The organism is Rhodococcus sp. IEGM 1366, assembly GCF_033142425.1.
Classification (GTDB): Bacteria; Actinomycetota; Actinomycetes; order Mycobacteriales; family Mycobacteriaceae; genus Rhodococcus_F; species Rhodococcus_F globerula.
The window spans coordinates 631,166-652,250 of record NZ_JAWLRZ010000003.1; the positions used below are offsets into that span (position 1 = coordinate 631,166).

Sequence of the window (21,085 nt, forward strand, 5' to 3'; positions counted from 1 at the left end):
CTCGAGAAGTTCCGTGACGTCAGTATGCGACGGGGACGACTACAAAGGGTGATCGGCAACGACCAATCTGTCAACTAGAGTTTCCTAAAAATCAACCTGGGATATCAGGCAGGAACGCGTGGACCCTCAGGCAAAGCCGGATTCAACACCCACAGAACCTTGGCCTGCACGGTGCCCTCAGCCGAGAAACTGTGGTTGTGACGCGGAGCAAAGGTGAACGAATCCCCCACCTGGAGGACCACGTCCTCCGCGTCGACGGACTCACTTTCCGGGTCGGTTCTCCCACCCTCGAACGACACCCGCAAACCACCTTCGAGGACGTGAACGAAGTTCACATCGGCCGGCAGACTGTAGTACTCCCGCCCACTTCCCCCACCGGGTTCGATTTCGCTCATCAGCACCTGGATGCGACGCTCATTCGACGGCGTGAGCAGGAATTCCGCCATCTTTTCGCCGCCAAAGCTGATCTGTGGCCTAGCGTCGGCGCGCACCACCTCACCTGCTGTCGCGTTCTCGAACAGCGAGCCGACCGGGATCTCCAGTGCAGCGCACACCTTGATCAGGGTCGCCACCGACGCGTTGACGTGATCGCGCTCGAGTTTCGACAGATATCCCTTGGTCACTCCGCACGAAGCGGCCAGGTCGTCGAGGGTCAACCGCTTCGACTGACGGGCAGCCTTGAGCCTGGCCCCGATCTGCGGCCCACCAGGCTCCGAGCTGTCCTTCATCTTCACCACGCGGTAACTCCTTCAACACAATATGTCCCTTATAGGAAACAAGAGTTGACAAATAGGCTTCTTGAAGAAACCATACTTGCACAGAGAGCTACATCACCGATGTGCCGTTCACAAGCAGGGACCCCACACATGGCCACCAACGACTCCGGATCGTTCATCGGACCAGTCGACGCGACTCGAGTCCCCCGATACGCCGAACCGACCACCTTTGCGCGCCTGCCGCGTCTAGACGAGGTGTCGCGCGCCGACGTGACCATCCTGGGAATCCCCTTCGACTCAGGGGTCAGCTACCGTCCCGGCGCGCGCTTCGGCCCTGGTCACATCCGCGCTGCGTCGAAGTTGCTGCGTCCGTACAACCCGGCTTTGAAGGTCTCCCCCTTCGCCAACCAGCAGGTTGCCGACTTCGGCGACATCGGCGTCAACCCCTTCGACATCCAGGAAGCGTTGACGACGATTCAATCCGCGGTCACCGACCTGCGCGCCGACGGCTCCTCGGTGCTCACGCTCGGTGGCGACCACACCATCGCGCTGCCGATCCTGCGATCACTCGCACGCGATCACGGACCCATCGCCGTGCTGCACTTCGATGCCCACCTCGATACGTGGGACACCTATTTCGGCCAACCCTTCACGCACGGAACACCTTTCCGCCGCGCCAGCGAAGAGTGCCTCATCGACATGGAGCGCTCACAGCACATCGGCATCCGCGGACCGCTCTACAGCGAGAAGGACCTCGAGGACGACCGAGTGCTCGGCTTCCAGGTGATTCGCAGCGACGATTACGAGGTCGACGGCGTCGCCAGCATCGTCGAGCGCATGCGTAAGCGCCTCGACGGTGGCCCGGTGTACGTCTCCGTCGACATCGACGTACTCGATCCCGCCCACGCTCCGGGTACCGGAACACCCGAAGCGGGCGGCATGACGTCGCGCGAATTGCTGAACACACTGCGAGGTTTGGTGGGCCTCAACGTGGTCGGCGCCGACATCGTCGAGGTCGCGCCGGCATACGACCACGCCGAGATCACCGGTATCGCAGCGGCTCACGTCGCTTACGAGCTGCTGTCGGTACTCGCACTCAATCGCTGAAGCAGCACAACGGTATCCGTGGTGTGATGCATCTCGGGGTTCGCGGGAAGATCGCGCTCCCGCGACTCCGAGACCAACACCTTCCACCCATCCGTGAACAGTGATTCCACGTAGTCCGGCGTGTGCAGCATTGCCCGATGGTGCTCCGTCGGCGACTCGTGGGGCGAATGGCCGACGATCAGCAAATGGCCACCCGGTGCAACCAGTTCACCGAGAGCTCGGAACAGTTCCCCGCGTGCGGGTTCGAGCATGTGGAAGAACTGCGCGGACACCAGATCAAACGAACGGCCCTGCGGATCCCACTTGGTCAGGTCTGCTTCCAGCCACTCGATATCAACGCCAGAGCCCTCGACGTGGGCCTTAGCGCGACTGAGCGCCACCGACGAAATATCCGTGCCCGTGACCTTCCACCCGCGGCGTGCCAACCACAGAGCGTCGGCGCCCTCGCCGCAGCCGACGTCGAGTGCGGTACCCGGCGCGAGGTCGGAAGCCTCGGCGATCAACTGCGGGTTGGGGTTTCCGCTCCACCGTGCTGGGCGTTCCTCATACAGCGAGTTCCAGAATTGGGCATCCGCCTTGGCATACGGGTTCTCGGTCGCGTCAGCGTGGTTGTCGTGGTTCTGGTGTGCGTGGTCATGGTGTTCGGGGTCATGGTGTTCGGGGTCATGGTGTTCGTGGCTCATGCATTCCAGGATGAGCAATCTCCACGGTTGGTGCAACGTTCCTTGCCGAAACAGCAAATGACGCCGACGCGACTCTGACTGCGTCCCGCTTCGCGTCTGTCTCAGAGAAGACGGAGCCTGGCTCGCCCGCCGCGTCACACCCACAGAGAACGGATTTATGGCATGCTCCGCTGGACCGGCACTCGTTCGATTCTCGGGAAAGGACCTCGCGATAGCCGCTCCTCGCGCTGATGTCGCCCTTGCCGTCGCGGCCGCGACGGTCCTCGGTGTTGGTATCGGAGTCCTTCTCACCGACGTTCTTGCGGGCCTCGCTGTCGGCCTTGGCGCTGCGGTCTTGTTCCGTTTTGCGCTTCGGATGATCAATACCCGCAGGTGACGGCTGCGGAATAACTTCCAGGACCCGGTCGTTGTACTGGCTGTCGGTGTTCGGTTCTTTGCCCCGGGTACCACCCCAGAAATGCCGCTTCGAGCGGCCACTTGCCGAGAGGCGCAAGGCGGGCACTGACACTTGCGAAGCCGTCGACACCATCAGGTGCCGACGGTTTCCTAATTCCAGGCCCACCGGCGGTCAGGCAGATGTGAGAATATGCGGCGTATGTCTGCCATCACCGATTACTTCGCAGCCCCCTCGGATGCCGCCGCAGCCACCGCATTGGACGACGGGCCGATCGACCCTGTGCAAGCCAAGCGTGTCGACCCGATCGTCTCCCTCAGTCGCCTCGAGTCGGTGCTCACCGGCAAGGCATATGACGAGATCACAGCCGGACCCAGGCGAGGATCGCTGGTTGCCGTCAACGACGACGGCGACGCCTACGTCCTGACCGTCGCCGACGAACTACGGGACGCGCTAGCCGGTTTGGATGCCGAAGGTGTGATGGCAGCGGCTCGCGCTTGGGCAATCGACGAGACGATCGAACCTTCCGAGGATTCCGTGCCGTTTCTCACTGAGCTTGCCGAACTGGCAACCGGGGCAGTGCACCGTGGCGACCGCATCTATTGCCACATGGTCATCTGAGCGCATGCACGAGGACGGAACCGTCCGGATCGACGAGCACGGCATCACAGTCCGTCACTTCACTCAGCCCCGAATTCCCGCCAAGAATGCGGCTTGGTCCGCCAGATACCCGGGCGCGAAGAGCGAACGAGGAGCAAGGACGGCCACCAGGGTCGACATCAGTTCGGAGTCTTCGAGGTTCTTTTCCACCAGCGAATGAGTCGCTTCAGGGTACTTCTTGACCACCAATTGCCCTGGTGAGTCGAGCAATTCGCGATATACCGATTCCGTATCTGCCACGTCGACATTCACGTCATGTCCGCCGAGAATCAAGAGCACCGGAACATCCACGGTTTCGAGATCGGCTCGGGCATCAGACCGATAGTTTTTCCGGATGAAGTTCCACCGTTCTTCGGTGAGACCGTCAGCCTCACCGGACACCACGAGATCGTCGAACGACGCACCTCTGGCCAACAGGTCCAAGTTCTTCGCTCGGTCGGCCCGGGCCTTCCCGAACTCGTCGGCCGACGCATTCCGTTCGGAAAGCTCTGCACGAGTATTGAATTCACCTTGCTCTAGCCAGTTGATCGCGGGACCCACAGCAATGACGAACGCGATGTCCGAATCGAGGTTCACCACCTTGGGCATCACCCAGCCTGCCTGACTCGCACCCCACAGGCCGATGCGAGCCGGATCGATATCCGAGCGTCCCCGCGCCCACTCGATCGCCGCTTGTGTCTCCGCGGCTCGATCATCCATGCTCTGATCCAGCCAATTGCCCTGCGCCCCGTTGACCCCCGGTTTGTCCCACGAAAGTGACGCGTAGCCTGCCTGCGCGAACGACTCCCAGAGCGGCCGGTAGAAGGTCTCGTGTGTTGCATCTATCGGTCCGTCTCCGTGGACAAAAACCACGAGCCCGAAGGGACCGTCACCGCGATCGGGAAGTGCCAGGACTCCCTGAAGGGGCACCAATCCCCCGGTGATCGTCACTTTGTCCTCACGGATGTCGTAGGTGTTTTGGTACACGGTCCAGCCGACCAGACCCATGATCAGTACAACGACCACCCCCAGAGAAGTGATCACCCACCTGCGTAAACGTGGGCTGTTCGTCCTCTCGCTCACCGATTGCACCGCCATCTCCCCGCCCTAACGTACGAATCTCGAACGACCGTTGCTATTTCGATAGTACAGTGAGGGGCGAAGATGTCGAGAAGGAAAGAAAGGGCTGAGCGATGACAGCTGTCGATGTACCCACGCGGATTCTGATCGAGGGACTTCTGCGTACGGACGGAACTGTCGACGGGCACACTCTGTATGCCACCGCAGGCGCCCTCGACATGACGGACCAGCAGATTCGACTGTGCATCAAGCGGTTGGTCGCCGAGGGAAAGTTCACACAGGAGGGGCGTGGGCGCCAGGCCACGCTGCGGGCAACCACGAAAGCCGTGCGGGAGATGGAACCCGACGTCGAGTTCGTTCGGCTCGCCTATCAACAAGATCGAGGCACCACGACGCCGTGGGATGGGCGCTGGCATGTGGTGGGATTCGCAATTCCGGAGTCGTCGCGGAAAGCGCGAGATGCACTGCGCACCAGGGTGACCTATCTCGGTGGAGCCCTGGTGCAGGGCGGCTTGTACGTCTCGCCGCACGCGTGGGAACCCTATGTTCTCGATGCAGCCGCCCAACTCGACGTCGAACAGTATCTGTCTTCGCTCACCACTCGCGATCTGAAAGTGGGCCCCCTCGAAGACCCCTCGAAGATTGCCGCACAATTGTGGCCGCTGGATCAGATTGCGGCCGGATACGATCAGCTACTGAACGTGGCGACCGCGCGCCTGCAAAAACTGCGGAACACCTCAGCCTTCACTGCCACCGACGCCGTCACGATGACAATCGAACTCGCCGCGGAATTCACGCGAGCAATGGAACCCGATCCGCTCCTGCCACCGGAACTACTGCCCACCAACTGGATCGGCAAGAGAGCGCGGTCGATCACTGCGCAGTGCTGGACACTTCTGGCACAGGTGGACGGCGCCGACCAACTACCCTCGCTGTTCCACCTGTACGCAGATGCAATCGGTGATCAGGACGCGAGAGTGCGCTGACGCTGGGGCAATCCGAAGCGACCGAGAACTTCGTCGACAGCGGTGGCCGGAGTCACCAATCCCCGCGACTGCAGCCACGGAATGGTTTCGCCGACAAGATGTTCGAGAGTTCGAGGCAACGACAACGGGAGCAAAGTCACACCGTCTGCGACGTCGGCAGCCCGAATATCGGCAATCAAACTGCCGAGCCCGGACGGCGTACCGACGTAATGCAGCGACGCCGGGACTCGCGGGACGTTCAGCGCACTGTCCAACTGCGCCAACTCTTTACGCGCGGCCCGCGCTTCCGGAGCGATCAGAACTTCGAGATCGACCAACACTGCAACAGAGTCGGGATCGCGGCCGTCCTCGGCGATCGCTGCACGAATCTGGGCGCGCTGAGCCTGCGCGTCGCGCAGGTCGCTGGCCCGGATACGAATGACATTGACAGGGAAGGCCGTCAGATCGAGAAGGGTGTCACCTTCGGTGAGATCTACCCAGTAATCCGCGCCGATGAGCGGAAGGTTTCCGGGAGCTCCTTCGGCGGCGGGGTGGTGGCCGAATCCGGTGAGTTCAACAGCTACGTGCAGGGAATGAGATGCGATAGAAGACATGTGTTTCTCCGAAAGTATGGAGGGAGGAGTGAGCGCGAGACGATCGTCAGCTCGTACACATTCCAAACGTCGCAGTTGTCATGTCTGCCATGTTAGTTGCCTATTTCGATCAGTGCATCCGGATGTGGGCTCAAACGCATTCGGCTGCGCCGGCGTCGCCGGCGGTGCCACCAAGGAAAGTGCGGGTCTCGGGCACGGGATTCCATGCACCGGCGGACTTTTCGTAGTTCCAATCACGCTGATTCGAAACCAGGATGCTCACGGCGTTGATCAGGCGGGTGACGTCGTCGGAACTGCTGCCCAATCCGAGGCTGGCGCGCACGGCACCGCCGGACAGGCCGAGACGTGAGAGCAGCGGGTGCGCGCAGAAGCGTCCGTCGCGGACGCCGATGCCGTGTTCTGCGGAGAGGAATGCGGCAACCTCGCCGGCCTCGTAGCCGTCGACCGTGAAGGTGACGATTCCGACGGCGTCGGGAGCATCGGCCCACAACCGGAGCAAGTTGACGCCGGCGATGGCGGCCAGTCCGTCGGTCAGCTGAGCGGTGAGCGCCTTCTCGTGCTCCGAGATGGCGTCGAAGTCGAGCGCGGTCAGTGCGTCGCAGGCTGCGGCGATTGCAGCAGCACCGAGGACGTTGGGCGAACCGGCCTCGTGACGGGCGGGAGCACAGGCCCACTCGGTGGATTCCAGCGTCACCTCACGGACAGCGCCGCCACCGGCAAGGTACGGCTTGGCCTCGTCGAGCCAGTCGCGGCGACCGACGAGGACGCCGGCACCGAACGGTGCGTACAGCTTGTGACCCGAGAACGCGAGGTAGTCGACTCCGCATTCCTGCAGATCGATACGCCGATGGGGAGCCAACTGAGCGGCGTCGACGAGGATGCGTGCACCACAACGATGTGCAATGTCCGCGAGGCGTGCGATCGGCAGGATCTCGCCGGTCACGTTGGACGCTCCCGTGATGGCGAGGAGCGCGGCGGGCTTTGTGCACAGTTCCGCGATCAGGCGCTCGATGGTCTCTTCGACGGTATCGGCGGCCGTGACGATGCGAGCGTCGTTCCAGGGCAACAGGTTTGCGTGATGCTCGACGTCGAGAACGACGGTGCTGCCGGGCACGGACTGAGCGAGAAGATTGAGCGAGTCCGTGGTGTTGCGGGTGAAGACGACAACCTGATCGTCAGCGCAGTTCACGAAGCGAGCAACCGATTCGCGAGCGTTCTCGTAGGTCAGCGTGGAGATGCGGGAGGCGTATCCGGCACCACGGTGGACGCTGGCGTACGTGGGAAGAAGTTCTGCAATGCGGTCGGTGACCTGGGCCAATGCCGGCGCGCTCGCTGCGTAGTCGAAGTTCGCGTAGGAACACTCGCCACCCTGGACGAGGGGAACCTGTAGGTCGGCACCAGAAACCTTGGCAATGGGAGCGGTGCAGGTATCGGCACTCAGAACAGCAGTCATCGAAGACAATCCTCACGTTCAAGGACTCATTCGTTCGGGTGATGTCCCCGGAAGAGTCCGCGCTTGCCGAATCCGTTTTCGGATACAGCCGGGTCGTCACCCGGAGCACCCCACCGCGGAGGAGGGTTGCCGACCAGCAAGCCGGGGCTGAACACTGGTACTCGTGACCTGCAAACGAGAATGGCAGGAGTCAACCGGCTTGTCAACCCCAACGCAGAACACGCTCTCGACTCCGACAAATCGCCCGACATCTCTTCGTGGTGACCACCATCACGGTAACGTTTCGGCCTCCGTGGCACCGCAACCTTTCGAGGACCATTCACGGGCCATAAGCGCTTGACCTACAGAATCATTCACCGAGTTTGACAAATACGATTCGTTCCGAATCTCGCATTGACCCTTCATTCCTTGTATTCCAGAGAGATTCGAACAGATTTCGAGCAAACGATTACGAGAATCCTTAAACAGCAACAAAATACAGATCGATAGTCGAACAAGACCGGCAGATTCGTCAACACTGCACCATCTTTCATTCATTTGAGTCGACAGAACTGCGCAGCTACGTTGAATTGCAAAGCAATAGCCCGGTCTTTACTGCGATGGTGCGAGCGCATGCCCACCTACGTGACCTGTGGCCGCCGTACGAGGGCTGAGCGCGTCGACGATGTCGCCGGAGTGCGACAAGAACGCTGAACTGTGTGAAGGAGCGAGATGACTGCGGTCAAAAACGCGTGGAGGGGACTACGGAAACCCGTATTCGTCCCGGCATCGATAGTGATCTTCGGGTTGATCGCCTTTGCTGTGATCTACTCCGGGACTGCGTCCGACGCCTTCCAGAGCCTCAACAACGCCATCACCGATGGTGTCGGCTGGTGGTACATCCTGTCTGCCACCGGATTTGTGGTCTTTGCGCTCTACTGCGCGATCAGCCGGATCGGCAACATCAGACTCGGCCGCGACGACGAACAACCCGAGTTCGGCATGATGTCCTGGTTTGCCATGCTCTTCAGTGCAGGCATGGGCATCGGTCTGGTGTTTTACGGAGTGGCAGAACCACTTTCGCACTACGTGGACCCGCCGGTCGCGGGCCGGGTAGCAGGATCGACCGACGCGGCCGCAAATCAGGCCATGGAACTGACGATGTTCCACTGGGGCCTGCACGCGTGGGCAATCTACGTTGTCGTCGGCCTCGGACTGGCGTACATGACCTACCGCAAGGGTCGCCCGCTGTCGATCCGCTGGCTCCTCGAACCCCTACTCGGACGCGCCCGCATCGAGGGCAAGATCGGGCACGCCATCGACGTCGTTGCGATCGTCGGCACCCTGTTCGGAGTCGCGACCTCGCTCGGATTCGGTGTTCAGCAGATTACCGCCGGCCTCGACTACCTCGGCTGGGTGGAGACCGACAACTGGTTGGTCATCGCCATCATTGTCATCGTGACAGGTATGGCTACTTTCTCCGTGGTCTCCGGTGTCACCAAAGGACTGAAGTGGCTCTCCAACATCAACATGATCCTGGCCGCGGTTCTGGCTCTGTTCGTGCTGATCCTCGGCCCCACGCTGTTCCTCCTGCAGTCCTGGGTGCAGAACCTCGGCGGCTACGTTCAGGCCCTTCCGGAACTGATGCTGCGCACCTCTCCGTTTGCCGACGACGGCTGGGCCGGCGCGTGGACGATCTTCTACTGGGGATGGTGGATGAGTTGGGCGCCGTTTGTCGGCATGTTCATCGCCCGCATTTCGCGTGGACGCACCATCCGTGAATTTGTGTTCGGTGTTCTGCTCGCGCCCACACTCGTCGGTTCGCTGTGGTTCACGATCTTCGGCAACTCCGGCATCCTGCGTCAGCGCAACGAGGGCACCATGCTCGACGCGTCCGGCGCCGTCGACACCAACACGTCGCTGTTCACGCTGCTCGACGGTCTTCCGCTCGGCACTATCTCGAGTGTTCTCGCGATCGTTGTCATCGTGTTCTTCTTCGTGACGTCGGCCGACTCGGGTTCGATCGTCATCGACATTCTCGCGACGGGCGGCAATCTCGAGACATCCAAGATCACCCGGGTCTACTGGACCTTCCTGTCCGGCGCCGCCGCAGCTGTTCTGCTCCTTGTCGGCGGCAGTGGATCACTGACCGCCCTGCAAACCGTGGCTATCGCGACGGCTGTGCCGTTCTCGATCATCATGGTGCTGGCGTGTCTGTCGATGCTCAAGGCGTTCCGATACGAGGTTGCCGCGGCTCCGCGGTACTTGCGGATCTCGACCACCAACAGCTCGGTCGACGTGCCACCACCGTCGACCAAACGATTGCGTGATCTGAACATCTCGTCGAGCTTCGCCGGGCTGACGCCGTCGCAATCAGGAATCACCACTGATCCGAGTGATACCCACATGTTCGTCGCAGTCCACGAAGTACCGCAGCACGCGGTCAACATCAACCCGGATACCGGCGTCGTCGACATCTCCGCAGATTCTCGTGCCGTCGATCCGCTGGGCGGCGAGGTATTCGACACTCCGGAGTTCGCCGATTCGGCTGAAGGGCACCTGCAGAGCGTCACAAACTCGGAATAAGCGCCGCGTCGGCATGTTGCATTAGGCAGAACTGTTCACCAACTCGCAAACTTGTCATGAGATAACAACTCGACAGGTCGCACGACTGAGATTCATGAGCAGAACAGGATCAACGGGTTTGCCACTCCAGCCGCACGCGGAAACGGAATCGTCTTTCGGGATTCCGTCCGTATTTCTCCGCTCGACGCAGGCACCTGCGCCGCGCACCCTCATCGACATCGTGCGGGCATCCGCGCAAGCCAACCCCGAAGCACCTGCCATCGACGACGGTGAGACGACGCTGTCGTACGCCGAACTGCTGGGCGAAATCGAACAGGGCGCGCGCTGGCTCGCCGATGCCGGAGTCGGCGCGGGTGATCGCGTCGGCATCCGGATGCCGTCCGGTTCGCGTTCGCTGTACGTGGCAATCCTGTCGATCCTCGCGGCCGGCGCCGCCTACGTACCCGTCGACGCCGATGATCCGGAAGAGCGCGCCGAACTCGTTTTCGGTGAAGCCCAGGTAGCCGCGATCATCACGGGTGACGGCATCGGGCCTGGCACGGCACCGAAGCGGCTGGAGCACCCACCCGTGCGCGATCCCCTGCCCGAAGACGACGCCTGGATCATCTTCACCTCCGGGTCCACCGGCACACCCAAGGGCGTCGCCGTCACCCACCTCAATGCCGCAGCGTTTGTCGACGCCGAGGCCCGCATGTTCCTTCAGGACGAGCCGATCGGGCCCGGTGACCGTGTTCTCGCGGGACTGTCCGTCGCCTTCGACGCGTCGTGTGAGGAAATGTGGCTCGCGTGGCGTCATGCCGCCTGCCTGGTTCCCGCACCGCGATCACTCGTGCGCAGTGGCATGGACCTCGGGCCGTGGCTGGTCTCCCGCGACGTCAGCATCGTCTCCACTGTTCCCACGTTGGCGTCGTTGTGGCCGGCCGAGGCCCTCGAAGCTGTCCGCCTCCTGATCTTCGGCGGTGAAGCCTGCCCGCCCGAGTTGGCCGAACGCCTGGCCGTCGAAGGCCGCGAGGTGTGGAACACGTACGGACCCACCGAAGCGACGGTTGTTGCGTGCGGGGCTTTGATGGACGGCAAGAGTCCCGTCAGCATCGGTCTCCCCCTCGACGGCTGGGACCTCGCAGTCGTCGACGCTCAGAACAACCCCGTCGCAGTCGGGGAGGTGGGCGAACTGGTGATCGGTGGCGTCGGCCTCGCCCGCTATCTCGACCCGGCAAAGGACGCCGAGAAGTACGCGTCGATGCCCTCGCTCGGTTGGGAGCGTGCCTATCGCAGTGGCGACCTCGTCCGACTCGAGCTCGAGGGGCTCATGTTCCAGGGCCGGGCCGACGATCAGGTCAAGCTCGGTGGCCGACGGATCGAACTCGGCGAGGTCGACAACGCGCTGCAGAACCTTCCCGGTGTCAGTGGTGCCGCAGCCGCGGTCAAGAAGACTGCGGCCGGAAACCAAATACTCGTGGGATACATCGCGAGCACCGACCCCGATTTCGATCTCAAGGCCGCACACGCGACGCTCAGCGAACAGTTGCCGGCAGCGCTCGTCCCGCGTCTGGCGTTGATGGACGAACTCCCGACGCGTACCTCCGGCAAAGTCGACCGCAACGCTCTCCCCTGGCCCCTGCCCGGTGCCGGCGAAGATGCCGGAGCCGCACTCGGACTCGACGGAACCGCGGCCTGGGTCGCGGGACTGTGGGGTTCCATCCTCGGCGCCCAGATCACCGGCCTCGACAACGATTTCTTCGAAGTGGGCGGCGGATCACTCTCCGCGGCGCAGCTGGTGACGGCACTACGCGAACGCTTCCCCGAGGTCACCGTCGCCCAGCTCTACGATCATCCACGGTTGGGGTCCCTGGCCGAATACCTCGACGAATTGGCTCCTACGGAAACCGTCGAACCACGTATCGTCACGCCCACGCCTCTGAAAACCCAACTGGCTCAGGTTGCGGCAACGGTTCCGATCACCACCCTGGCCGGACTCCAGTGGGTTACCTGGATCGCGATCGCGAACAACGTTCTCGCGTGGTTCGTCGACGTCAGCTGGGCGCCGACGGTCTCGTGGTGGTGGATTCTGTTGGCATTCATCGTCTTCATCACGCCGATCGGCCGTATGACCATCGCGGTGATCGGTACCCGAGCGCTGCTGCGAAACCTGCAGCCGGGCACCTACCCGCGCGGCGGCAGTGAACACATGCGACTGTGGATTGCTCAGCGACTCACCGAAGCCAGTGGCGCAGCGAATCTTTCGGGCGCACCGTGGATGTTGTACTACGCGCGAGCCCTCGGAGCCGACATCGGCCACGGCGTCGACCTGCACACGTTGCCGCCCGTCACCGGCATGCTCGAACTCGGCGACGGGTGCTCCGTCGAACCCGAAGTCGACCTGTCCGGTCACTGGATCGACGGCGATCTCATTCATATCGGCGAGATCAAGATCGGGGCCGGTGCTTCTATCGGATCGCGTTCCACACTTCTGCCCGGTGCCCGTGTCGGACGCGGCGCCGTCGTCGAACCCGGATCAGCTGTGTTCGGCCGGGTGAAAGCCAATCAGCAGTGGGCAGGTTCGCCAGCCACCAAGGTCGGCAAAGCGAATCATCCTTGGCCGTCGGAACATCCGAAGCGCGCCCCCGGCTGGGTTCCGGTGTACGGCATCACGTCCGTCTTCCTTGCCGGTGTCCCGATCTTTGCTCTCGTTGCCGGCATCGTGTTGATCGGTTGGTGGATTCGCAACACCGAAACCCTCGGTAGCGCAATTGCCCAGTCGCTCATCATGCTTCCCTTCGCGACGATTCTGAGCCTGCTGGTCTTTGCCGTCATCACGCTAGTCTCAGTACGCCTGTTGTCGATCGGATTGACCGAGGGATACCACCCCGTCCGCAGCCGGATCGGCTGGCAGGTCTGGGCCACCGAGCGTCTGCTCGACTCCGCCCGCACCTTCCTCTTCCCGCTGTACGCCAGCCTGCTCACGCCCGGCTGGTTGCGCCTCCTCGGCGCCAAGATCGGCAAGAACGTCGAAGCGTCCACCGTCCTGCTCCTTCCCAAGTTCACGACCGTCGCAGACGGCGCGTTCCTCGCCGACGACACCATGGTCGCCAGCTACGGGCTCGGCGGCGGCTGGATGCACATCGAGCACGCCAAGATCGGCAAGCGCGCATTCCTCGGCAACTCCGGAATGACCGCCCCCGGCCGACGCGTCCCCAAGAACGGGCTTGTTGCGGTGTTGTCCGCGACGCCGTCGAAGGCGAAGTCCGGATCCTCCTGGCTCGGTAGCCCGCCCGTGCGCCTGCGTCGTGCAGTCGGAGACACCGACGCGGCCCGCACCTTCAATCCCCCGACGCGTCTCAAGATCGCCCGCGGCGTCGTGGAAACCTGCCGACTCATCCCCGTCATGGTCACCTTCGGCATCGGCCTTGGCGTGCTGTTTGCACTCGAAGCCCTCGCCGGCGCCGTCGGATTCTGGTTCGCCGCTCTGCTCAGTGGCGTCGTCTTGCTGATCGCGGGCGCCGTTGCCGGGACGATCACCGTCGCGGCCAAGTGGCTTGTCGTCGGCAAGATCAAGAAGGTGGAGCATCCGCTCTGGAGTTCCTTCGTCTGGCGCAACGAGGTTGCTGACGCCTTTGTCGAGACTGTCGCGGCGCCCTGGTTCGCACGAGCAGCAACTGGCACTGCCGTACTGAACATTTTCTTGCGCGGACTCGGCGCCAAAATAGGCAAAGGGGTTTGGTGCGAGTCGTACTGGCTACCCGAAGCAGATCTCGTGACTTTGGGTGACGGGGCAACCGTCGAACGGGGGTGCGTCGTGCAAACTCACCTCTTCCATGATCGGATTATGGCCATGGACACCGTCACCTTGGGAGCCGGAGCAACGCTGGGACCACACTGTGTCGCGCTACCCGCAGCCGGAATCGGCGCAGGCGCAACCGTCGGACCTGCATCATTGGTCATGCGAGGCGACACCGTTCCGCCGTCGACCCGGTGGCAGGGCAACCCCATTGCCCCATGGGCGGCTTCGTGAAGCCGAACAAGATGCTCGACGAGCCGATCGATCCCTACCTGCCGCAGAACGGCAACCGCGGATATCGCGTATCCCGATACGAATTGGAACTGACCTACAAGGTTTTCAGTAACCGTCTGGCGGGCAAAGCCGTCATCACCGCCGTCACCACCGAGAACCGATCCAAGTTCAGCTTCGATCTTGCCCAGAACCTGCAGGTGTCCAAGGTGTCGGTCAACGGCGCCCGCGGCGCCAAGTACTCCCGCCAGAACAACAAGCTGATCGTCACGCCCGGCACCAAGATTCCCGCCGGCGGAGCGCTCTCGGTCACCGTTCAGTACACCGGAAACCCCGAACCCATCAAAGGTCTCTGGGGTGAAGTCGGCTGGGAAGAACTTACCGAAGGAACCCTCGTCGCGAGCCAGCCCAACGGGGCCGCGTCGTGGTTCCCGTGCGACGACCACCCCAGTTCCAAAGCGTCGTACCGCATTTCGATCACCACCGATTCCCCGTTCTACGCACTCGCCAACGGCGCATTGGTGCGCAAGCAAACCCGCGCCAGCGCAACCACCTGGGTGTACGAGCAGACCGAGCCCATGGCCACCTACTTGGCGACCATTCAGATCGGGCAGTACGAGCATCGGCAGGTCAGCTCCGGCCGGGTCCCGATCTTCGCGGTTCATCCACCCCGGTTGCACAACGAGTTCGACGTCGACTTCTCACGCCAGCCGCAGATGCTCGACGTCTTCGGCAAACTGTTCGGCCCGTACCCCTTTGCCGACTACACCGCCGTGGTCACCGACGACGAACTCGAGATTCCCATCGAAGCACAGGGGCTCTCGATTTTCGGCGCCAATCACTGCACCGGCCGACGCGGCTCCGAACGCCTTGTCGCACACGAGTTGGCACACCAGTGGTTCGGCAACAGCCTCACGATCGGCGCGTGGTGCGACATCTGGCTACACGAAGGTTTTGCCTGTTACGCGGAGTGGATCTGGTCCGAGAACTCTGGTGGCCCATCGTCCGAAGCCCTTGCGGCCAACGCTTATCAAGGACTGATGCGCAAGCCTCAGGATCTCATCCTCGGCAATCCCGGGCCGGCCATGATGTTCGACGATCGAATCTACAAACGCGGCGCACTCACCCTGCACACTTTGCGCGGGGTTCTGGGAGACGACAAGTTCTTCGAACTCCTCCGTCAGTGGACTACCAAGCACCGCCACAGCACTGTCAGCACCGAGCAGTTCACCGATCTGGCATCACGATTCACCGACATCCCGCTGCGTCCACTGTGGGACGCGTGGCTCAATCAGAAACCCCTACCGCGCCGGACCTGAGCCGCATCGACCGGTCCAACCTCAGCTCAGGGTTTTGAGGCTCTCCAACCTTTTCAGGATCGGCGCCCGCCATTCCTCGACATCTTCCGGACCGTTCTCGGCCCACAACTCGTAGAGTTCGGAGGTTTCGGGGTCGGCAATTGTGCGTTCGAGTGTCGCGAGAATCCATTCGCGCTGCTCCGGGGTCAAGGACGCGGTGTAGGCAACGGCATCGATACCGTCGAGTTGCTCAGGGGCCGGTAGGAGTCCATGTGCCACCGCAACAATCTCAGCGATCGCGATTGCTGCCTGCGAATCGTCCACCTCGACGTACTCGTCGTCGACGTGGCTGGTGAAATCGGCGATGTCGAACTCACCGGCCCGAACCGCCACAAGCAAATCGCCGGCCGCGTCGTTTTCGAACGGTCCCGAACCCCAAGTCCCCATTGAGTATTCCTCCTGATTCGTGGGCCAGGCTCAGCCCGCCTTGACCATAGCCGATTCATCCGCCGGGAGATGCGACCGGGATTTGAACAGTACGAGTACGAGGCAGGCCGCAGCTGCCGCAGAGCCGAACAACAGGGTTGCCGTATAGCTCAGCGCCGGAATGCTTTCCGACAGCATCGCCAAGACCGCCGGAACCGCGAACCCGATGTAGGTGATCGAGTAGAACACCGCAGTCAGACCGGCGAGGTCATCCGGCCCGGCTATGCGCTGAATCTCGAGCAAGCCGGACACCAACGCCATTCCGTACCCGCAGCCCAGGATCGCAGCCGCAACAATCGCGGCGGCAACTGTCAGCGTCGACGCCACCAAGGCCGCTGCAGCCATTCCGATTACCAGGAACACCAGCGCGACGACGGCGCCACGTGCACTGCTGTTCGTGTCGATCTTGCGTCCGAGGGACTGGATCGCAAATCCGCAGGCCAAGGCAACAACACAGAGGAACGCCGAGAAGGCGACCGGCGCGTTGCCACTGTGGCCGGTCATCAGCGCGGGGATGACTGCGTACCCGACACTTGCTGCTCCGAACACCCACGGCGCCAACGGAACAACTACGTACAGGAATCGGCGATGACCTGCCGACGGAATCTTCAGGTCGTCGATCAACCGTCGACGCTCGGTCTTCGGTTGCGCGCCACGAGTCTCGGGCGCTCGCCACAAGGCAACTCCCGCAAGCACAGTGATCACGATATGCAAGACATAAGCCAACGCGCTGGGCAGTGGCGCCCACTGTGCCAACACGCCGGCGAAGCCCGCGCCCAACGCAAAACCAGCGGTCAAACTCATCGCGGCACGCCTGGCACCAGAGCCCTCGGTGGCATCCGGATCCCAAGGAGCTGCAGATAGTTCCTTCACCCAGGAACCGCCGACGGCCATTCCGATACCCAGCGCGATACCGCAGAGAATACGTCCGACAATCAGGACGGCTGCGGAATCTGCTCCGAAAGCCAGCAGCGTCGAGCCTGCGATCGCGATGAACGGGGCCGGGAGCATGATCGGGCGTCGACCCAGCCGATCGGACAGCGGGCCACCGAGCAAGAGCGCAGGAACGATCCCTACTACGTAGGCAAAGAGGAAGAAGTCGACCATCACGGGCGAATAGCCGTGGTCGATTCGGTACATCACCAACAGCGGTGTGAATTCGTTGCCGCCCCAGGCAACTGCGAACATACTGGCGGCAACCATGAGCCAGGCTCGGGCAGAACGATTTTCCGTTGACCTGTTCGACAACAGGGTTTCGACGCTCATCACAGGCCTCCGCGCAGTCCGAGACCATGAACACGACGCATATGCGCCAGCACCGCGTCGTTGTATGCATCGGCATCGCCGGCCTCGACAAGGCTGACCAGTTCGGCATGGTCTTCGAGAATCCTGGGGAGCTTGCCGGGGTCGAGCGAGATCGATCGTGCCGTCATGCGCCGCTGTCGATCCCGCAGACCGGCGTAGAAGGTATCGAGCAGAGGGTTATCACCCGCAGCAACGATCATCTTATGGAAATCTGCGTCGGCGGCGCTGAATGCTGCGACGTCGCCGCCGTCGGCTAGCTCGCGCTGCTCGGCCATGCTCGCCTGCAAAGCTGCAATCAATCCGCTGCGAGCCTGCGGTCGGTCAGCTACAACACGCACACTCTGCGTCTCTACCAGTTGCCGCGCCGCGACCACATGCTCGGCCTCGCCGTCCGCCACGGGGACGATCAATGCGCCTTTCTTCGGGTACAGGCGCATCCACCCTTCGGCTTCGAGCCGCAGAAACGCCTCACGCACGGGAGTACGACTGCACTCCATTCGACTGGCGATCTCGCCCTCGCTGATGAGCTCACCACCGGGTAACTCCCCGGACAGGATGAGTTCCTTCACTTCGCGGAATACCGACTCCGCCGTGGAATGCAACATAGACACAAGATGTATTTATACTCTTCCGTGCAGGTCAGTAGTACACCGGCCCCGGAATACCGCCGCCGACAGCAACCGCGTCACCCGTGATCGCGACGCTGCGCGGCGACGCCAGGAACGTGACGACGTCGGCCACCTCGGCGGCGTCGACGATCTTGCGAATCGAGTTGGTGGCAATCCCCGCTTCCACCTCGGCGAGCGATTGCCCCGTCAGATTTATCTCGTCTTCGATCCGTGCATTCAGTCGTTCGGTTCGAGTCACTCCAGGATGAACCACCGTTACATTGATTCCACTGGGGCCCAACTCGTCGGCCAAGTTCTTCGTCAGCGCCGAGACACTGACGTTGCGCACCGTATGCGCAATCGAGGTGGCGGTACGCGCGCCCAGGCCACTGATGTTGATGATCCTGCCCCAGCCCTGCGCCACCATGTGTGGGGCGACTGCCCGGGCCGTACGGAGATAGCCGAGAACCTTCACCTCGACTTCTCCCCGCACGACATCGTCGGTCGTCGACCAGAAATCCGTTGGCCTACCAGCGCTCCACGGGGTCGCCGCAGAGTTGACCAAAATGTCGACGCCACCAAACGTCTCGACAACCTCACGTACCGCCGCCTGAATTGCGTCGTCGTCTCGCGTATCGGCGGCCACACCGATTGCTCGAATCCCGAACTCCGACGCCAGTTCTCGGGCCGTGTCGGTCACTGACTGTTCTGTTCGGGCAAGTATCGCGAGATCGACGCCTTCCTCGGCCAAACCTCTGGCGATCGCAAGCCCGATCCCCTTGCTACCACCAGCAACAATTGCGCGTTTTCCCGAAAGTCGAAGATCCATGCCGCGAGACTATCCACACGAGGGGAATCAGTCCCGGACAGGCGGTGCCATACGCGAAGTGACGGCAATGCGGTTCCATGCATTGATGGTCAAGATGACACTGATGAGCTGAGCCAGCTCGGCGTCGGCAAAGTGCTCAGCCGCTTCGTTGTACACGGCGTCGGGAACAAACCCGTCGGTGAGAACTGTGACGGCCTCCGTCAATGCGAGGGCTGCGCGCTCCTTGTCGGAGTAGAGATCCCGGGCTTCCTCCCATGCGTTCAGCAGGTACAGCTTCTGCTCCGTCACGCCGGCTTTGCGCGCATCACGTGTGTGCATGTCCAAGCACCATGCACAATGATTCAACTGCGACGCACGCGTCAGCATCAACTCGACCAGTGTGGGATCCAGGCCCTTACGTGCAGCACTGTCCAGCGCGACCATGGCCTTGTAAACGTCGGGTGCCAGCTGTGCGATGTTGAGTCGTTGCCCTGTTGTTGTCATACCTAGAACGATAATCTCGCAATGCCCCTCAAACATGGTTCAATTTGCGAGTGAATTCGTGGGCCAATCTCGGTTTCGATCTGCACATCGAACTGCCGCACGGCGTCGGCGTCAAAGCAGCGCTTCTGCAGGCACTTCGCGACGCGATCGACGGCGGTGTCTTGAAGCCTGGCACCAGACTCCCGCCGTCGCGCACTCTTGCACACGACCTCGGCATAGCGCGAAACACCGTAGCCGATTGCTACGCCGAACTCGCCGCAGCCGGGTGGCTCGCGACACGTCAGGGCTCCGGCACCGTCGTCGCTTCGCTCGCGGACTCCCGCAATGACGCGGCGCCCGCACCATCGACAGTGCGCTTCACACACAGTTTGATGCCCGGATCGCCTGACGTATCAGCTTTTCCTCGTTCTGCCTGGATTTCGTCTGCCCGACGGGCTTTGACCGCAGCACCTAACGACGCGTTTGGCGCCACCGACCCCCGAGGTCGCGTCGAACTTCGCAATGCCCTCTCCGGGTACCTGGGCCGAACCAGAGGGGTGCGGGTAGACCCGAATCGAATAGTGGTCAGCGCCGGTTCAGGTCACGGGATCGCGCTTCTAGCCCGCACCCTCGGCGGAAAATTTGCAGTGGATGCTTACAGTCTTCATCTACACCGGAAGTTACTGATCGACGAGGGCATACGAACCGTTCCTATCTCGGTTGACGAATCAGGCACGTGCACAGACGAATTGGCATCCACTACCGCCGGAGCCGCACTTCTGACGCCGACGCACCAGTTTCCACTCGGCGGACCGCTCACACCCGCACGACGGGCAACTGCCGTCGAATGGGCGTCGAGCACTGGCGGAGTAATACTGGAGGACGACTACGACGGTGAATTCCGTTACGACAGAAAGCCCGTCGGCGCACTACAGGGGATCGCCCCACAACACGTCGCCTACCTCGGAACCGCGAGCAAAACCCTCTCGCCGGCCATTCGTATCGGCTGGATGGTGTTGCCGGACAGATTGATCGAACCGGTACTCGAGGTCAAAGGGCCGTACGAGCGTTGGGTCAGTTCAACCGATCAGCTGACGCTGGCAGACTTCATCGAGTCAGGACGGTTCGACACTCACATTCGGAAGATGCGGGTTTCCTACCGACAACGACGCGATCAACTGGTTGCGATCCTCTCTGCGCGAGTACCCGAAGTTCGGGTCGAGGGGATCTCCGCGGGACTTCATGCCGTAGTTCGATTGCCCCGTGGCAGCGAACAATCCGTGATGGCTGCCGCGAATTCGCGCGGCCTCGGACTTGAAGGGCTGTCAACATTCCGGCACCCCGACGCGCCTTCCGCCGGCTCCGACGGCATTGTTGTCGGCTACAGCACGCCATCGCCGTCCCAGTACCCTCGGACACTCGAAATGCTCTGCGAGACATTGGAATCAGCGCTGTAACAGCGTCCTGTTCGCCTCGATTGCCCCGCCCGTGATGGTGCGAACGGTACGTTCGGTCGATCCGAGGCGACGGGTGTACCGTTCGCTCGATCCCGGGGGTGTTTCGGGGACACGAAAAAGCCCCCCAACAATGTTGGGGGGCTTTCTCAAGTTGTGTTCGGCGGTGTCCTACTCTCCCACACCCTGTCGAGTGCAGTACCATCGGCGCTGAAGGGCTTAGCTTCCGGGTTCGGAATGGGACCGGGCGTTTCCCCTTCGCTATGACCGCCGTAACTCTATGAAACTGTCACAGTAACTAACCGTGAACCAGATCCTCCACACATCCACCGACAAGTGTCGGTGAATGATGGGGAATCGAATTCAAGGTATCTGTGTGTTGTTTCAGATACCGCACAGTGGACGCGTAGCTTCTTTG

18 protein-coding genes, 1 rRNA gene and 1 riboswitch are annotated in these 21,085 nt (G+C 62.0%); of the genes, 8 read left to right on the forward strand and 11 right to left on the reverse strand.

Annotated features, from left to right (window positions below):
- Nucleotides 1–104: 104 nt before the first annotated feature.
- A complete protein-coding gene (locus tag R4P64_RS12690; protein WP_092806789.1) occupies nt 105–728 on the reverse strand; it encodes a helix-turn-helix domain-containing protein in 624 nt (207 codons plus the stop codon).
- A gap of 138 nt (nt 729–866) precedes the next feature.
- Between R4P64_RS12690 and speB the strand changes: the two genes are divergently transcribed.
- Nucleotides 867–1,823, forward strand: a complete 957-nt coding sequence (speB, locus tag R4P64_RS12695; RefSeq protein WP_317821055.1) for an agmatinase — start codon at nt 867–869, stop codon at nt 1,821–1,823.
- Here the strand turns inward: speB and R4P64_RS12700 are convergent.
- On the reverse strand, nt 1,787–2,506 hold the full coding sequence (locus R4P64_RS12700; protein WP_317821057.1) for a class I SAM-dependent methyltransferase: 720 nt from the start codon (nt 2,504–2,506) through the stop codon (nt 1,787–1,789). The genes speB and R4P64_RS12700 overlap by 37 nt on opposite strands.
- A 157-nt stretch (nt 2,507–2,663) precedes the next feature.
- Between R4P64_RS12700 and R4P64_RS12705 the strand changes: the two genes are divergently transcribed.
- Together R4P64_RS12705 and R4P64_RS12710 are read left to right on the forward strand one after the other, a co-directional pair.
- Nucleotides 2,664–2,882 carry a hypothetical protein gene (locus R4P64_RS12705; protein ID WP_033236287.1) on the forward strand — a complete coding sequence of 73 codons (219 nt, stop codon included), beginning with the start codon at nt 2,664–2,666 and terminating at the stop codon, nt 2,880–2,882.
- Between the two features lie 219 nt (nt 2,883–3,101).
- Nucleotides 3,102–3,521, forward strand: coding sequence for a hypothetical protein (locus tag R4P64_RS12710; protein WP_317821060.1), 420 nt, complete (start codon nt 3,102–3,104; stop codon nt 3,519–3,521).
- A gap of 63 nt (nt 3,522–3,584) precedes the next feature.
- Here the strand turns inward: R4P64_RS12710 and R4P64_RS12715 are convergent, their stop codons facing one another.
- Nucleotides 3,585–4,583, reverse strand: a complete 999-nt coding sequence (locus tag R4P64_RS12715) for an alpha/beta hydrolase family protein (protein WP_411742667.1) — start codon at nt 4,581–4,583, stop codon at nt 3,585–3,587.
- Between the two features lie 149 nt (nt 4,584–4,732).
- Here R4P64_RS12715 and R4P64_RS12720 point away from each other — a divergent pair, with 149 nt between their 5' ends.
- Nucleotides 4,733–5,605: a PaaX family transcriptional regulator C-terminal domain-containing protein gene (locus R4P64_RS12720; protein WP_317821062.1), complete on the forward strand. Its 873-nt coding sequence runs from the start codon at nt 4,733–4,735 to the stop codon at nt 5,603–5,605.
- On the opposite strand, the gene R4P64_RS12725 is transcribed toward R4P64_RS12720, so the two are convergent.
- The gene (locus R4P64_RS12725) at nt 5,584–6,198 is read right to left on the reverse strand and encodes an LLM class flavin-dependent oxidoreductase (protein WP_033236283.1); all 615 of its coding nucleotides are present in this window, start codon (nt 6,196–6,198) and stop codon (nt 5,584–5,586) included. The two genes, R4P64_RS12720 and R4P64_RS12725, sit on opposite strands and share 22 nt — an antisense overlap.
- Nucleotides 6,199–6,328: 130 nt before the next feature.
- The gene (locus tag R4P64_RS12730; RefSeq protein ID WP_317542856.1) at nt 6,329–7,651 is read right to left on the reverse strand and encodes an aminotransferase class V-fold PLP-dependent enzyme; all 1,323 of its coding nucleotides are present in this window, start codon (nt 7,649–7,651) and stop codon (nt 6,329–6,331) included.
- Between the two features lie 54 nt (nt 7,652–7,705).
- Nucleotides 7,706–7,820: riboswitch (SAM riboswitch) on the reverse strand.
- Between the two features lie 542 nt (nt 7,821–8,362).
- On the opposite strand from R4P64_RS12730, the gene R4P64_RS12735 reads away from it, so the two are divergent.
- The 3 genes from R4P64_RS12735 (at nt 8,363) to R4P64_RS12745 (ending at nt 15,544) form a co-directional block, all read left to right on the forward strand.
- Nucleotides 8,363–10,216: a BCCT family transporter gene (locus R4P64_RS12735; RefSeq protein WP_317821065.1), complete on the forward strand. Its 1,854-nt coding sequence runs from the start codon at nt 8,363–8,365 to the stop codon at nt 10,214–10,216.
- A 94-nt stretch (nt 10,217–10,310) separates the two neighbouring features.
- The gene (locus tag R4P64_RS12740) at nt 10,311–14,228 is read left to right on the forward strand and encodes a Pls/PosA family non-ribosomal peptide synthetase (protein ID WP_095888123.1); all 3,918 of its coding nucleotides are present in this window, start codon (nt 10,311–10,313) and stop codon (nt 14,226–14,228) included.
- The gene (locus R4P64_RS12745; RefSeq protein ID WP_095888122.1) at nt 14,213–15,544 is read left to right on the forward strand and encodes a M1 family metallopeptidase; all 1,332 of its coding nucleotides are present in this window, start codon (nt 14,213–14,215) and stop codon (nt 15,542–15,544) included. The genes R4P64_RS12740 and R4P64_RS12745 overlap by 16 nt, the downstream gene beginning before the upstream one ends.
- A 21-nt stretch (nt 15,545–15,565) precedes the next feature.
- Here R4P64_RS12745 and R4P64_RS12750 read toward each other — a convergent pair whose 3' ends face one another.
- The 5 genes from R4P64_RS12750 to R4P64_RS12770 are packed head-to-tail and all read right to left on the reverse strand — an operon-like array spanning nt 15,566 to nt 19,234.
- Nucleotides 15,566–15,970, reverse strand: coding sequence for a DUF4259 domain-containing protein (locus R4P64_RS12750; RefSeq protein WP_141486602.1), 405 nt, complete (start codon nt 15,968–15,970; stop codon nt 15,566–15,568).
- A 30-nt stretch (nt 15,971–16,000) separates the two neighbouring features.
- A complete protein-coding gene (locus R4P64_RS12755; protein ID WP_317821069.1) occupies nt 16,001–17,275 on the reverse strand; it encodes an MFS transporter in 1,275 nt (424 codons plus the stop codon).
- Nucleotides 17,275–17,919, reverse strand: a complete 645-nt coding sequence (locus R4P64_RS12760; RefSeq protein WP_092805972.1) for a GntR family transcriptional regulator — start codon at nt 17,917–17,919, stop codon at nt 17,275–17,277. The genes R4P64_RS12755 and R4P64_RS12760 overlap by 1 nt, the downstream gene beginning before the upstream one ends.
- 34 nt (nt 17,920–17,953) lie before the next feature.
- Nucleotides 17,954–18,751 carry an SDR family NAD(P)-dependent oxidoreductase gene (locus R4P64_RS12765; protein ID WP_317821071.1) on the reverse strand — a complete coding sequence of 266 codons (798 nt, stop codon included), beginning with the start codon at nt 18,749–18,751 and terminating at the stop codon, nt 17,954–17,956.
- A gap of 27 nt (nt 18,752–18,778) precedes the next feature.
- Nucleotides 18,779–19,234 carry a carboxymuconolactone decarboxylase family protein gene (locus R4P64_RS12770; RefSeq protein ID WP_033236276.1) on the reverse strand — a complete coding sequence of 152 codons (456 nt, stop codon included), beginning with the start codon at nt 19,232–19,234 and terminating at the stop codon, nt 18,779–18,781.
- 50 nt (nt 19,235–19,284) lie between these two features.
- On the opposite strand from R4P64_RS12770, the gene R4P64_RS12775 reads away from it, so the two are divergent.
- Entirely contained in the window at nt 19,285–20,670 is a 1,386-nt protein-coding gene (locus R4P64_RS12775) for a PLP-dependent aminotransferase family protein (RefSeq protein WP_317821073.1), read from the forward strand.
- Between the two features lie 155 nt (nt 20,671–20,825).
- Here the strand turns inward: R4P64_RS12775 and rrf are convergent.
- A 5S ribosomal RNA gene (rrf, locus tag R4P64_RS12780) occupies nt 20,826–20,942 on the reverse strand.
- Between the last annotated feature and the right edge of the window lie 143 nt (nt 20,943–21,085).

What these genes read in the sequence shown, in the direction of transcription:
- R4P64_RS12725 (WP_033236283.1), bottom strand. Translation starts at nt 6,198, where the DNA reads ATGTCTTCTATCGCATCTCATTCCCTGCACGTAGCTGTTGAACTCACC.
- R4P64_RS12755 (WP_317821069.1), bottom strand. Translation starts at nt 17,275, where the DNA reads ATGAGCGTCGAAACCCTGTTGTCGAACAGGTCAACGGAAAATCGTTCT.
- speB (WP_317821055.1), top strand. Translation starts at nt 867, where the DNA reads ATGGCCACCAACGACTCCGGATCGTTCATCGGACCAGTCGACGCGACT.
- R4P64_RS12760 (WP_092805972.1), bottom strand. Translation starts at nt 17,919, where the DNA reads ATGTTGCATTCCACGGCGGAGTCGGTATTCCGCGAAGTGAAGGAACTC.
- R4P64_RS12710 (WP_317821060.1), top strand. Translation starts at nt 3,102, where the DNA reads ATGTCTGCCATCACCGATTACTTCGCAGCCCCCTCGGATGCCGCCGCA.
- R4P64_RS12735 (WP_317821065.1), top strand. Translation starts at nt 8,363, where the DNA reads ATGACTGCGGTCAAAAACGCGTGGAGGGGACTACGGAAACCCGTATTC.
- R4P64_RS12750 (WP_141486602.1), bottom strand. Translation starts at nt 15,970, where the DNA reads ATGGGGACTTGGGGTTCGGGACCGTTCGAAAACGACGCGGCCGGCGAT.
- R4P64_RS12690 (WP_092806789.1), bottom strand. Translation starts at nt 728, where the DNA reads ATGAAGGACAGCTCGGAGCCTGGTGGGCCGCAGATCGGGGCCAGGCTC.
- R4P64_RS12730 (WP_317542856.1), bottom strand. Translation starts at nt 7,651, where the DNA reads ATGACTGCTGTTCTGAGTGCCGATACCTGCACCGCTCCCATTGCCAAG.
- R4P64_RS12770 (WP_033236276.1), bottom strand. Translation starts at nt 19,234, where the DNA reads ATGACAACAACAGGGCAACGACTCAACATCGCACAGCTGGCACCCGAC.
- R4P64_RS12705 (WP_033236287.1), top strand. Translation starts at nt 2,664, where the DNA reads ATGGCATGCTCCGCTGGACCGGCACTCGTTCGATTCTCGGGAAAGGAC.
- R4P64_RS12745 (WP_095888122.1), top strand. Translation starts at nt 14,213, where the DNA reads ATGGGCGGCTTCGTGAAGCCGAACAAGATGCTCGACGAGCCGATCGAT.
- R4P64_RS12720 (WP_317821062.1), top strand. Translation starts at nt 4,733, where the DNA reads ATGACAGCTGTCGATGTACCCACGCGGATTCTGATCGAGGGACTTCTG.
- R4P64_RS12740 (WP_095888123.1), top strand. Translation starts at nt 10,311, where the DNA reads ATGAGCAGAACAGGATCAACGGGTTTGCCACTCCAGCCGCACGCGGAA.
- R4P64_RS12700 (WP_317821057.1), bottom strand. Translation starts at nt 2,506, where the DNA reads ATGAGCCACGAACACCATGACCCCGAACACCATGACCCCGAACACCAT.
- R4P64_RS12765 (WP_317821071.1), bottom strand. Translation starts at nt 18,751, where the DNA reads ATGGATCTTCGACTTTCGGGAAAACGCGCAATTGTTGCTGGTGGTAGC.